Below are 12,618 nucleotides of genomic sequence, written 5' to 3' on the forward strand. Positions count from 1 at the left end.
TTATTACCTAACGAAACGTTTACGTAATAATCGGAGTCTCGTTAAAAAGGAAAAGGCTCTTTGCCAATTTTTCTTGTTCGATTTCTAAAAAGCATAACTCATCAAAGTCGATACCCTGCTGCTCTCTGTCTACTTTCACTTCAATCCTTCTATCATTTACGTTCACTAAACGACCATCTTTCTCCATCTTTTCGTTCTCGGCTTTTGCATAAACAAAACAGCCGACAAAGCTTTCGAGAAATAGCGATAATTTTAAACCAAAAAAAAGATTGAGTAAAAACGGGCTTTTAGACACAACCGCACCAAAGTGGAACGTGAGATTCCTTCTGAGGCAGGAATTAATATCAATAAGTTCTTCAGCTCTCCCTGTCATTGATCCTGTTGGATTTGGATGTTCGAGTAAAATAATACGTTCTGTAGGAATAATTAATATGTTTCCCACATTGGTTTCTAATATGATGAAATCCAAACCTGCATCTACAAAAAGTCCTGAAAGCTTTAGCTGCTCCTCACCACAATTTATTTTTACAATAACTAGTTGATTTCTTAGCAGCCTTAAACTTTGCTGTAACGATCGTAAATTATTTGGATCTCTTTCTACACCTAATGTTAGTAAGATTTCATTTGCCTGTTCAATACATTCGGTAATCTCCGCCAATTCCTCAGGGGAAAAGGAGCTGTTTGCAGAAGGGAATTTAGGCTGCGGTATTTGTTCGGGACAATGATTAGGTGAACAAAAAAAATCATCATTTTGTTCTGGATCCACACATTCAGGACAACGAAATTCATTTTCATGTGTTAGAAAATGTCTTTGATCTTTTAAATGTTTAATCGAAGGCACACTCCTTTCATGGATATATACCCAGTATATGCTCTGACGGTCGTTAGGTGTTTTAAGATATTAGCATAAGAGTTTGTTTGTCCCAGGGTATCCTTTACAGTCTCGATACAAAATTATCCAAACATCTAAAACAAGAAAAGAATAACGACAAGCCTATCCCTCATAAAAATGAAGCATAGGACGATCAGATTATGAGGTGGTTTTATATGGTAAGCGGGTTTTTAGGTTATTTGCTATATGGAAACGTATTGTTGCTTGCTTTAACCTACATGTACCTTTTAAAAATCCGTAAGCTGATTGGATTTCAATTGGGAATGAACATTTCCAATATGGCTGGAGGTTTTCTCGCAATCATTACTGGTGTGATCTTAATTTATCAATTCCCGCTTCAATTTGTTTATGTAACAATCTGTTCTACCTTTATAGGTATGTTGGCAGGTGCGCTATTTGGAGGGTTATTTGATTATCAAACCTTATTAACGGGTTATGCGAATGGTTTGATGATGGGACTTATGGCGCCAATGATCGGGGCAGCAGCCAAGGCAAATTTCATCTTCTTAAGCTTCCTTGAAGGAATTTTTCTTGCTTCGCTTCTCTTATTCGTCCTTTCTGCCAGGCATACATAGTCTTGAGGGGATGATGTATGGATGACCCTTTATTTAGCATGTTTGCTGATCGTGAATAGTGTCATTGCTATTATCATGTACCGTATTCTGTTTAAAAAAAGAAGGCTGTTTAATGACCGTTTTGGAATGATTATGTCTATGAGCATTTCTGGAATTTTAAGTTTAACGATTGCGATGATTTTGCAATTTTTGTATGCCGACCAAATGTATATGATGATGGCGCTAACAGTCCTAATTGGAGGGGGAATAGGTATATTATTTGGATCACTAGTAAAATTCCAATCTCTCTTAGCTGGTTTTCTGAATGGAATTATTGGGAGCCTTATGGGGAACATGCTTGCAGCAGTAGTTAAGGATCCCGCTTTATGCAGCTTACCTGCTTCTTATTTAATCAGCTTGGAAGAAAATATGGTTGCATTTAGCCTGTTTGGTACCCTGCTTGTTTTTATGACGATCAGCTTAGTCAACTACTCGTTAAGAGTGTAATGCCTTGCATGGGTCAGTTGAAAAGGGGGGGAGGGTATATGGAACATATCAATAAAAAAAAGAAAAATAAAAAGCTTTATTTAAATGAATATCGAAAAGACTTGTTAGAAAGACGTAAGCTGGAACCAAGAAAAGAAGATATCATAAATCATTTTAATAACCAAAACGGTTACGGTCTCACTTCACCAACTAGCAGTAAGTCAACTGAAGAGACTAGGTTATTAATGGAATATATCGACAGGGCTAATATGTTCAATATCTCTGAGAAGGATGAGAAGCGAGGAAAGAACTTAAAGCTGAGGAAGTTTTTTAAGTCAAAACGAAATCAGCAAGTAGAGATCTATTTAAAATGCGGGTCAAAATCTCTTTATAAAGAAGGAAAGGTTAGTACAATCGGCAGAGATTTTGTCATGATAACAAATTTAAAGGATAGAACGTGGATTCCTTATTCTGTAATTGAATCTGCAAATATTCCATATGGCATTCCTAACTATTCCAATACACATCAGCATTTTATCTTTGATAATAATTTACGTAATAAGCTTGTCCTTCAATTTGGTGAAACTGTCTCAAAGCGGGATATTTTAAAACAGCAATTTTTTGAAGAAACCCTTCAAACAAATTTACAAACCTGGAAGGAGACATGGGTGGCTGTTTATTTAGATGAAGAGACAAAGAGAATCGGAAAAATCTCATATTCAACTAATCATCAACTTACACTGCATGCTTTCAAAAAAGATGAACATGTAAATCTAAATGAGATTAAATACGTTGAGACCATACGGTTTTTAAGCCTGTTCACTCATGTTTTGAAAAATTTCCATAGATAAATCTTTTGAAACTTGCACAATGTTTTTAAATGTGAGGAGGTAGGGATATGGCAAGTAACAAAAAAGATCATGATGCAGAAAAGAAAAAACAAGTTGAAGAAAAGGAAAAGCATCAAAAAATAAAAGAAGATTTAGAAGATTGTGAGGTTAAAGTGAAGAAACGTAAAGAGTGCGAAATTGTATTTGATAAACCGATTCGTATCAACATTGAAGATGTAGTGGATGAATTGTTTGACCAGTTATTAGGATTGATCGACACAAGTATTTTAATCGTAACAGAATCAGATCAGCTGAATTTATTTGGCCAAACCTTTCGGCCGATCTTTTGCGGTACGATCATTAACGTTACACAAAGTGCTATTACATTATTCCCAGTCAATATAAAAATGATTAATGCTCCATTTTTCCAATTTCCAACCCCTTTAACAATTCCATTAGAAAAAATTGCTCATTTTACGCCTAACTTTGATTGTAACCAACGCATACCACTAACGTAATCCATCTTTGAACAGAGAAAAAAGGAGGCACACTTAAATCATGAGACAAAATGATTTGTTTACTGAAATTACAATACCTTCGATAAATGATATCCATGATGAAGCCTTAATTAATGAGTTTGAAGCAGGAATCGGAAGAAATGTATTCATTTTGACCCCTTCTTATCCATTTGTTTTTATTGGAAGAATTGTTGATGTTATAGGGGATAATGTGGCTGTTGATGTCCAAGTAACAACCATTGGAGAATTAGAAAACAGAGTATGGTCGATCCATGTTCATAATATCGAAGTCTTTTATATTGAACAAAGAGGGATGCCGCGAATCCCTGAATTAAGGGATGATTTATAGGAAAAGGGTGAGGGCGAGATGAAACGATTTTTTCACGTTGTTGCGATCCCAATTCGAATAGTTCTGAATAATTTTGGTGATCATGGTGATTCAAGCATGATGTATGTATTAAAAGAAAATGAGGAAAAGGTAAAGGAACTGGTTAAAAAAAATCCGTTTACGCCGGTTGATTTAGTTCAGCCGCTTTGCATTCGTGCGAATAATGGGGATATAGTTGAAATCTTATTTGAAAATAAAATCCATTTTGCCACAGGAATGCATTTTCAGGAAGCAGATTATGATGTACTAGATTCTGATGGTGCAAATGTCGGCTTTAATCCAAATACATTAGCAGATCCAGGAGAAAAGATTCTTTACCGGATTAGTGTAAACCATGAAGGTACTTACTACTTTACAGACTTAGGTAATCCAGACAGCAGTGATGAAGGAACGAGTATAAATGGATTATTTGGCTGCCTTTTTGTCCAAAGACGCGGATCCTGGTGGACAGATCCTGTTACAGGCGGTCCAATAAAAAGCGGGGTGTTTGCAGATATCCATCATCCATTTGCCCCATCCTTTCGCGAGTATGCCTTTATTTTTCATGATGAAATGTCTACAGATGATATAACAGGCAACCGCCCGCTTGATCCTGTTACAAATCAGGATCGTGAATCAACACATGCGATTAATTACCGCTATGAACCTGTTGAAAATCGGGTGAGGCTGATTGAAGAGGGGGTTGTCTGCCCAGATTGTGAAGGGGAAGAAGTCCATCATGATTCATGGGTATTTGGCGATCCGGCAACGCCGATTTTTCGAGGTTATCGGGGGGATCCAGCCAGATTTAGACTCGTTCATGCCGGAGTAAAGGAAACGCACGTATTTCATTATCATGCCCATACCTTTTTTAGAGATCCGCTTAATACAGAATCGGACGCATTTGATGCGATCGCAATCAGCCCGCAAACGTGGCATACGATTGACACGTTATATGGATTGGGTTCTTTAGTTGGAACATATGGTGATGTAATTATGCATTGTCATTTATACCCTCATTTTGGAGTGGGTATGTGGGCGATTAACAGGATATTTGATACGCTTCAGGATGGCAGCCAGTGCTATCCGAATGGCGTGCCTATTCAACCATTACAGCCGTTGCCGGATCGTCCGATTCCGCCTAAGCCTACGAAGGAACGACCTGGCTTTCCTAATTTTATACCTGGCAAGCTCGGCTGTAAGGCGCCTCGTCCTCCGCTTGGCATTGTCGGCGGCAGGGATATGACGGAGCTTGAACGAAACGCTGCAGTTCCTACAGCAAGACCAGGTGCTGTTTTTACCGACCCATGCATCATCTTAGAAAATCCTGAGGTCCAGGTATTTAACGTATCACTCATTGAGATGCCTATCGTCTATAACCGCCAGGGCTGGTATGATCCTAAAGGAAGATTATATGTACTGGATGAAGATTTGGAAGATGTATTAGCAGGGAGAAAACAACCAGAGCCGCTTATTTTGCATGTTAACGCCGGAGCGTGCATTTCGGTTAATTTTACCAACCGGCTGCAGGAAGTTGCGAGCGGTGATGCGTTTCAGCTTGTCACAAGAACATTCGAAACAGCTTTTCACGTTCATTTCGTTAAATTCGATGTTATGGTCAGTGATGGGGCAAATGTTGGGTGGAATTATGATTCAAGCGTCCTGCCCGGCGAGACGATTCGCTATGAATATTTTGCCGATGTTGAGCTTAAGGCATGGTTTTTCCATGACCATTTATTTGCCAGTTATCACCAGCAGCACGGTGTGTTTGGTTCAACCGTTGTTCATGCACGTTTTTCAGATGTTCTTGACTCAAGAACAGGTGAAGAGGTGAGGGAAGGTCAGCAAGTTACCGTCACCCATCCTTTAATACCGGATTACCGGGATTTTGTCTTAATGGTTCAAGACTTTGCCTTGCTGTTTGATGAAAATGGCTGTCCATTAAACCCTCCTGAGTTTCCAGGATCCCAGGATGACCCTGGTTTATTCGCTGTGAATTATAAAAATGAACCGCTGCAGTTCAGACTAGGGAAAGATTTTGATCCCGCCTATTCATTCAGTTCGTTTGTCAATGGGGATCCAATTACTCCCATTTTACATTGTTATGAAGGGGATCCAATTCGTGTCCGATTATTGCAGGGTGCACAGGAAGAGTCTCACAGCTTCAACATGCACGGGCTAAGATGGAAGAAGGAACGTCCAGATATAGAAACTGAGTTTCAAGCACAGGAGCATATCGGCATTTCCGAATCATTTACATTTGATATGGAGGTTCCGAGATCAGGTGATTACCTCTGGACATTTGAGACAGAAGAAGATCTGTGGAATGGATGCTGGGGATTAATCCGTGCCTATGACGAAGAGGTAGATTTTCTTATTCCGCTTCCAGATCGGCCAAATCCGCCTGAACGAACAAAACCGTTGCCGGTCTGTACGGGAGAGCCGCCTCCTCCGGCAGAATGTGTAGAGGTGGATGCTCCGCCAAACGCACGTGTAGTATTCTTTGATATTGTCGCTTTCCAGGTACCGATCGTCTATAGCAAATGGGGGGAGACCGATCCATTTGGCATCGTATTTGCGTTAAGAGAAGATATGGATGACATCTTATGCGGACGAAAGAATCCTGAACCTCTCGTTCTCAGAGCAAATCAAGGAGATGTTGTCGAGGTTCATTTAACAAGCCTTTTACAGTTTGATCGTTTTCCTTTCCCAGACGGAATTTGGCCATATCCGCCTGTTAAGCAGCAAGCATTTTATCCACCATCGGTGCGAATATCACTTCATCCGCAGCTGATTCAATATGATGTAAAATCATCCGCAGGTGAAACGGTTGGCTTTAATCCAGACCAAACGGCAGGTCCAGGTGAAACGGTTGTCTATCGCTGGTATGTAGATGTTGCTGTTGGTGCCTGCGGGATGTGGGATATGGCAGACATCCGAAATCATCGATCACTTGGTACGTTTGGAACGTTTATCGCTGAGGGAAGAGGAACGAAAATCCTCAATCCTGTTGACAGAACGCCAGCTTTACTAACAAGCAGCAATGTGATTTTGAGTCATCCATTTGCACCTGATATAAGAGAATTTGTTCTAACAATGTATGACGGAGCAAGATTAGTTGATAGCGAGGGCTGTGTCATCATTGATCCGGTTGATGGTATTTTAACAGGTGTTGATCCGGATGAACTTGGAGATTTGGTTGATACGTACGACAACGGTTCAAGAGGCTTTAATTATTGTACAGAGCGGTTGATCAATCGCCTTAGACAATTTCCGGTGTTTAAAGATTTGTTTAGTTCCAAAGTTCATGGAGATCCTTCAACACCTGTTTTTGAAGCTTATGCTGGTGATCCGGTTACAATCAGACTGGTGAATCCATCAGAGCGCAGGCGGGCACATGGCTTCCATTTGCATGGCCATTATTGGAATACGGATGACAGGGACCTATTCTCTCAGGTTAAATCAATTGATCCGCACATTGTGTTGGGGTTTGCAAGGGATCTTAAGCTGCATTATGGAGCGGGAAGCTTCTTTAATTTTCCGGGAGACTATATGTATCGCTCTGGAAATATACGCTGGGATATTGAGCAAGGAATGTGGGGCATTCTCCGCGTTCACAAAAATAAGCAAGTCTGTCTGGCACCGTTAAAAGATATGAAAGAACCTGATGTGGAGTAAACGATGAAGAAGCAAAGATGGTTAATCATTCTTCTTGTTAGTTTGGCTGGCTTTGCCATCATTTATTGGTTTTGGCCCCATGGTGAAAAATTGCCTGTTTTAGATAAGGTTGAAGCCTTTCAATTGGATGATGTTTATGGGCAAGGATATGAATTGTCTACTGAAAAGATCAAACTTGTCGCCTTTTTTTATACCAATTGCCCGGATATTTGTCCATTAACTATGGCAGATTTTAAAGTGCTGCAGGAACAGTTAAAAAGTCAGGGTTTATTCGGAAAAAAAGTTGAGCTTATCGCTATTACAATAGATCCTGAACATGATACAGCGCAAATCATTAAAAATTATGCTGATTCATTTGGTGCGGATCCTGCTGGATGGAAATGGCTAAGGGGAAACCCAAAGAAAACGAAGGAAATTGCTGCTAATTTGCAAATGCAGTACCAAAAATTAGAAGGGGATTTTTTTGCCCATTCAACAACGATGTTCTTAATTGACAAGCAGAACCAAATAAGGGCTCTTTATGATATGGCTAATCAAAATAAATCAATTGAAAAAGAAAGGATCATTAAAGATATTCAGCTGTTAACTAAATAGTTGCTTGTTTTTTAATGCTTAATTAAAACATTACTGTCCAATGACGGTAATGTTTTTTTTATATGCTACATTCACCCATTTATGACAGGATAAATATCACAACCTATCCCAACTTCATAGAATAAATGAGCATCTATTTCTAAATATTGGAGTGCAACTAAATGATAAAGATCATCTATCTAACGGATAAAAAAAATAATACGCGTTTGGGATCTATTGAGCTTCAAAGCAGGCTGCCAAAAATACTATTATCAAGGTCATTTCTTAAGCATTACCTAATTAGATCAAGAGAAGTCATTATTAAGTTTGGTCATTGGTCACAAGCATTTTCTGTAAAAAAATCAAATGATTTATCAGAAAATGAAATTGGGCTTACAAGAGGTACAATACCTTTTACTATACCTGACGAGCTTGTTTATGATATTAAGGTTGATGGAAATGTTATTCATATTGGTCCGTTTATTGCCTATATAGCAAAAAACAAATTTAAACAATTAACGCCGAATTTGCTGGAAAAATGCAAAAACCGTTTTAAATTGGATAATGCAAAAGTTCCCTTTTTAATTATTTGTTCCAGTGAGAGCATTAATCCTACAAAAAAAACAATAACGGGGTATTATTATCAGCCAAAAACGGGGAAATGGAGGAAAGAAGACTTTCCATTTCCAGACTCGATTTTTAAAAAATTAAGAATTCCTGAGGAAATTGAATTATCATTGGAGAATGTAATTGGCGGTAAACTTTTTAATACAAATCCTTTTAATAAGTTTCAGTTATGGGAGGCTTGCTCAGCAGATGAAAAGGTTAAAATGTTCCTTCCAGAAACAAAACTTTATAAAACATCTAATGACCTAGAAGAAATGCTAAAAAAATTTGATACAGTATATATGAAGCCTGTTAAGGGGCAGCAGGGAAAAGGGATCTTTGTTGTGAAAAAGGAAGGAAACGGGTTCTTAATTATTAATAGAAGTAAAGAAAAAAGATTTTATAGAACAGTAAATGAGGCCGATAAGTATTTACACCGCATAATAAAAGTAGATTATATCATTCAACAAGGTGTTTCAACGATTTATAATAATAAAAAATTTGATTTTCGTTTGTACCTGCAGAAAAACAGACAAAAGGAATGGATTTGTCAAGGAGTCATTGGCAGGGTTGCACAAGAGAATAGCATTATAACAAACTTAAAACATGTTGCCCACCTTACAGACGGTCAAAAAATGCTTAAAATTATTTTTAAACTCGGGGACGAGGAAGCAAAGGAAATCATGAACCGTACAATTGAGGTTAGCAGGCAAATTTGTGAGGTTTTAGACCAAAAGCTGGGGCATTTTGGGGATGTTGCATTAGACGTTATTATCGATCATAATTTCAAGCCGTGGATTCTTGAAGTGAATCATCTTTATGGGAAAAAGAGCCTGAAGATTCTGGAAGATAATGAAGTGATTAATAAATTAGATGCAACACCACTTGAGTATGCAATATCACTTGCAGGCTTTTAATTTTGTTGTGTAGAGATTACGGGTATACACCTTTCACTTTATCTTACAACATATAAATACGTTTTAGGATTGTTTTCTATCAAAAATATCGATATACTATTATGTTGTATGTTTTTATTATAAAATGGAAGTTCATACAACATTTTTTCTTGCACGTTAAGAAAGTATAAATTTGCAGCGCAGGAGAGAATTCGACGTAGTGGCAAATTATAAGAATGAAGTTTAAGTGCAACTAGGCAGTCGCACTGCGCCTAAAGGCTTGGCGCCAGCCAAGTTTTCTTTATAACAATGACCGATTTATCGTAAAAGTAATAACGTGCAACTATTAAAAGGGTAGGTTGAAAGGAGAATCACATAATGAATGAACAGCAACGTAAGGAAAGTACTCAAGTAAATCCTTCGGACAAAAAATCCGATAAGGATTACAGTAAGTATTTCCAAGCAGTGTATATGCCTCCTTCACTAAAGGATGCTAAAAAGCGAGGAAAAGAAGAAGTAAAATATGAAGGCTTTGCCATTCCTGAAGAATTTAAAGGCATGGGACAAGGCCGGAAGTTTTACATTCGCACGTATGGCTGCCAAATGAATGAGCATGACACAGAAGTTATGGCAGGTATTTTTATGGCGTTAGGCTATGAGCCGACTGATGGTGTTGAAGATGCCAATGTCATTTTGCTAAATACATGTGCGATTCGGGAAAATGCAGAAAATAAGGTATTTGGTGAGCTTGGTCACCTAAAGGCATTAAAGAAAGAAAGACCGGACTTATTATTAGGTGTCTGTGGTTGTATGTCACAGGAAGAATCAGTTGTAAACAGGATTTTAAAGGTTCATCCTTTTGTTGATATGATCTTTGGTACCCATAATATACACCGCCTGCCTTATATTTTAAATGAAGCTTATCTTTCTAAGGAAATGGTGATCGAAGTATGGTCTAAAGAAGGCGATGTCATCGAAAATCTTCCTAAGGTTCGTAAAGGAAATATTAAGGCTTGGGTTAATATTATGTATGGCTGTGATAAATTTTGTACGTATTGTATTGTTCCTTATACTCGCGGTAAAGAACGCAGCCGTCGTCCAGAGGAAATTATCCAAGAGGTTCGTCACTTAGCAGCTCAAGGCTATAAAGAGATTACTCTCCTAGGGCAAAACGTAAATGCCTATGGGAAGGATTTTGAAGACATAGACTATGGCTTAGGTGATTTAATGGATGAGATTCACAAAATTGATATCCCAAGAATCCGCTTTACAACAAGCCATCCTCGTGATTTCGACGATCATTTAATTGAAGTGTTAGCAAAAGGCGGCAACCTTTTAGATCATATCCATCTACCTGTTCAATCAGGAAGTACGGAAATTCTAAAAATTATGGCACGTAAATATACTCGCGAACAATATTTAGATTTGGTCCGCAAAATTAAGGAAGCAATGCCGAATGTATCATTAACAACAGATATCATCGTTGGTTTTCCAAATGAAACAGAAGAACAATTCGAAGAAACTCTTTCACTGTATCGTGAAGTAGAGTTTGATAGCGCATATACGTTTATTTATTCACCTCGTGAAGGTACACCTGCAGCGAAAATGAAAGACAATGTCCCAATGGAAGTGAAAAAAGAACGTCTCCAACGATTAAACGCTGTCGTAAATGAAATTTCTGCAAAGAAATTAAAAGAATACGAAGGCAAGGTTGTAAATGTTCTTGTTGAAGGGGAAAGCAAAAACAATCCAGAAGTTCTTGCAGGATATACAGAGAAAAGCAAACTTGTAAACTTTAAAGCACCAAAAACAGCGATTGGAAAAATCGTGAAGGTGAAAATTACAAAAGCAAAAACATGGACGCTAGATGGAGAAATGGTTGAAGAAGCGATTGAGGTGAAATAAGATGACGATTTATACGAAAGACGAAATTGTAGCAAAAGCGCGTGAACTTGCTCAAATGATTGCCGAATCTAAGGAAGTTGATTTCTTTAAGCGGGCAGAAGCTCAACTAAATGAAAATCAAAAAGTGCGTGAAAAGATTGCTAGTATTAAAAGTCTTCAAAAGCAGGCCGTCAACTTTCAACATTATGGAAAGCATGAAGCGTTAAAACAGGTTGAGGCTAAAATTGAAAAAATTCAAAATGAATTGGATGAAATTCCAATTATTCAAGAATTTCAAGAGTCCCAAGTTGAAGTCAATGATTTGCTGCAACTCGTGTCACACACAATTTCTAACAAGGTTACAAATGAAATTATTACCTCAACAGGAGGAGATCTCTTAGCAGGGGAAACAGGTTCAAAGGTTCGACATTCAACTGGCGGAAGCTGTTCATAATGATTCGAAACAGAGGTTTGCTGTAAAAGGCAGACCTCTTTTTATTTTGTGAATAAAAAAATTATCAAATAATTTTAGAGAACCAGGCACCTTTTTTCTTTTTTAGGCACATATTTATAACCATTAGCATAGAATGAACTATAGGTTTCATGAATTGGGGTAACATGTCATCATTTCAGTAAATTATTTAGGCACAATCGTTACTAGCCTAGCATAGGATTAAAAGAAGATTCATTGAGGAGGGTATGCTCGAATGTCTGAATACAGAGAAATAATTACTAAAGCAGTTGTTGCGAAAGGACGTAAGTTTTCCCAATGCACACATACGATATCACCATCGCAAAAACCTGCGAGCATTTTAGGTGGATGGATCATTAACCATAATTATGATGCTCAAAAGAAAGGGAAAACAGTTGAGGTCGAAGGTACTTATGATATCAACGTTTGGTATTCTTATAATGAAAACACAAAAACAGAGGTTGTAACAGAGAGAATAGAATATTGTGATATTATCAAATTAAGATATAAAGACGACAATATCATTGATGATGAGCATGAGGTTATCTGTAAAGTATTACAACAACCTAATTGTTTAGAAGTGACAATCTCACCAAACGGAAACAAAATAATTGTTCAAGCAGAACGCGAGCTTTTAGCAGAGGTTATTGGTGAAACAAAAGTATGTGTAAAAGTTAATCCGCAAGGCTGTGAAAATGACGATGAGTGGGAAGATGAATTAGACGAGGAATTTGAGGATTTAAATCCAGAATTTTTAATAGGAGATGTAGAAGAGTAACTAGGAGGACGTGTCTTCCTAGTTTTCTTTTTTTAAAATTATATTATTAGATTCCTTTCTTTACCTAACCCAATTATCACATGA

Annotated in this window: 12 protein-coding genes; 11 read left to right on the forward strand and 1 reads right to left on the reverse strand. The window is 37.8% G+C overall.

Annotated elements, in window-relative coordinates; translation table 11 throughout:
- Window positions 1–19: 19 nt before the first annotated feature.
- Window positions 20–841, reverse strand: a complete 822-nt coding sequence (locus Q1B07_RS16825; RefSeq protein ID WP_299092201.1) for a hypothetical protein — start codon at window positions 839–841, stop codon at window positions 20–22.
- 191 nt (window positions 842–1,032) lie between these two features.
- On the opposite strand from Q1B07_RS16825, the gene Q1B07_RS16830 reads away from it, so the two are divergent.
- The 11 genes from Q1B07_RS16830 (at window position 1,033) to cotE (ending at window position 12,534) form a co-directional block, all read left to right on the forward strand.
- On the forward strand, window positions 1,033–1,467 hold the full coding sequence (locus Q1B07_RS16830) for a hypothetical protein (RefSeq protein WP_299092202.1): 435 nt from the start codon (window positions 1,033–1,035) through the stop codon (window positions 1,465–1,467).
- Window positions 1,468–1,488: 21 nt separating this feature from the next.
- Window positions 1,489–1,953, forward strand: coding sequence for a hypothetical protein (locus Q1B07_RS16835; RefSeq protein ID WP_299092203.1), 465 nt, complete (start codon window positions 1,489–1,491; stop codon window positions 1,951–1,953).
- 38 nt (window positions 1,954–1,991) lie between these two features.
- The gene (locus Q1B07_RS16840) at window positions 1,992–2,783 is read left to right on the forward strand and encodes a hypothetical protein (protein WP_299092204.1); all 792 of its coding nucleotides are present in this window, start codon (window positions 1,992–1,994) and stop codon (window positions 2,781–2,783) included.
- Window positions 2,784–2,830: 47 nt separating this feature from the next.
- Window positions 2,831–3,280 carry a hypothetical protein gene (locus Q1B07_RS16845; RefSeq protein ID WP_299092205.1) on the forward strand — a complete coding sequence of 150 codons (450 nt, stop codon included), beginning with the start codon at window positions 2,831–2,833 and terminating at the stop codon, window positions 3,278–3,280.
- A gap of 40 nt (window positions 3,281–3,320) precedes the next feature.
- Window positions 3,321–3,629 (forward strand): hypothetical protein, encoded by a 309-nt coding sequence (locus tag Q1B07_RS16850; protein ID WP_299092206.1) that lies wholly within the window; start codon window positions 3,321–3,323, stop codon window positions 3,627–3,629.
- 18 nt (window positions 3,630–3,647) lie between these two features.
- Window positions 3,648–7,325: a multicopper oxidase domain-containing protein gene (locus tag Q1B07_RS16855; RefSeq protein ID WP_299092207.1), complete on the forward strand. Its 3,678-nt coding sequence runs from the start codon at window positions 3,648–3,650 to the stop codon at window positions 7,323–7,325.
- Window positions 7,326–7,328: 3 nt separating this feature from the next.
- A complete protein-coding gene (locus tag Q1B07_RS16860) occupies window positions 7,329–7,919 on the forward strand; it encodes an SCO family protein (RefSeq protein WP_299092208.1) in 591 nt (196 codons plus the stop codon).
- Between the two features lie 161 nt (window positions 7,920–8,080).
- Window positions 8,081–9,421, forward strand: a complete 1,341-nt coding sequence (locus Q1B07_RS16865) for a YheC/YheD family protein (protein ID WP_299092209.1) — start codon at window positions 8,081–8,083, stop codon at window positions 9,419–9,421.
- A gap of 357 nt (window positions 9,422–9,778) precedes the next feature.
- The gene (gene miaB / locus Q1B07_RS16870) at window positions 9,779–11,305 is read left to right on the forward strand and encodes a tRNA (N6-isopentenyl adenosine(37)-C2)-methylthiotransferase MiaB (RefSeq protein WP_299092210.1); all 1,527 of its coding nucleotides are present in this window, start codon (window positions 9,779–9,781) and stop codon (window positions 11,303–11,305) included.
- 1 nt (window position 11,306) lies between these two features.
- Window positions 11,307–11,738, forward strand: a complete 432-nt coding sequence (locus tag Q1B07_RS16875) for a RicAFT regulatory complex protein RicA family protein (protein WP_299092211.1) — start codon at window positions 11,307–11,309, stop codon at window positions 11,736–11,738.
- A gap of 253 nt (window positions 11,739–11,991) precedes the next feature.
- Window positions 11,992–12,534 carry an outer spore coat protein CotE gene (gene cotE / locus Q1B07_RS16880; protein WP_299092212.1) on the forward strand — a complete coding sequence of 181 codons (543 nt, stop codon included), beginning with the start codon at window positions 11,992–11,994 and terminating at the stop codon, window positions 12,532–12,534.
- Window positions 12,535–12,618: the final 84 nt, after the last annotated feature.

Source organism: uncultured Metabacillus sp., assembly GCF_947503125.1.
GTDB lineage: Bacteria > Bacillota > Bacilli > Bacillales > Bacillaceae > Metabacillus.

Bases quoted from the DNA above. Each gene is read 5' to 3' on its own strand.
- Q1B07_RS16830 (WP_299092202.1), top strand. From the start codon at position 1,033: ATGAGGTGGTTTTATATGGTAAGCGGGTTTTTAGGTTATTTGCTATAT.
- Q1B07_RS16835 (WP_299092203.1), top strand. From the start codon at position 1,489: ATGACCCTTTATTTAGCATGTTTGCTGATCGTGAATAGTGTCATTGCT.
- Q1B07_RS16840 (WP_299092204.1), top strand. From the start codon at position 1,992: ATGGAACATATCAATAAAAAAAAGAAAAATAAAAAGCTTTATTTAAAT.
- Q1B07_RS16845 (WP_299092205.1), top strand. From the start codon at position 2,831: ATGGCAAGTAACAAAAAAGATCATGATGCAGAAAAGAAAAAACAAGTT.
- Q1B07_RS16850 (WP_299092206.1), top strand. From the start codon at position 3,321: ATGAGACAAAATGATTTGTTTACTGAAATTACAATACCTTCGATAAAT.
- Q1B07_RS16855 (WP_299092207.1), top strand. From the start codon at position 3,648: ATGAAACGATTTTTTCACGTTGTTGCGATCCCAATTCGAATAGTTCTG.
- Q1B07_RS16860 (WP_299092208.1), top strand. From the start codon at position 7,329: ATGAAGAAGCAAAGATGGTTAATCATTCTTCTTGTTAGTTTGGCTGGC.
- Q1B07_RS16865 (WP_299092209.1), top strand. From the start codon at position 8,081: ATGATAAAGATCATCTATCTAACGGATAAAAAAAATAATACGCGTTTG.
- miaB (WP_299092210.1), top strand. From the start codon at position 9,779: ATGAATGAACAGCAACGTAAGGAAAGTACTCAAGTAAATCCTTCGGAC.
- Q1B07_RS16875 (WP_299092211.1), top strand. From the start codon at position 11,307: ATGACGATTTATACGAAAGACGAAATTGTAGCAAAAGCGCGTGAACTT.
- cotE (WP_299092212.1), top strand. From the start codon at position 11,992: ATGTCTGAATACAGAGAAATAATTACTAAAGCAGTTGTTGCGAAAGGA.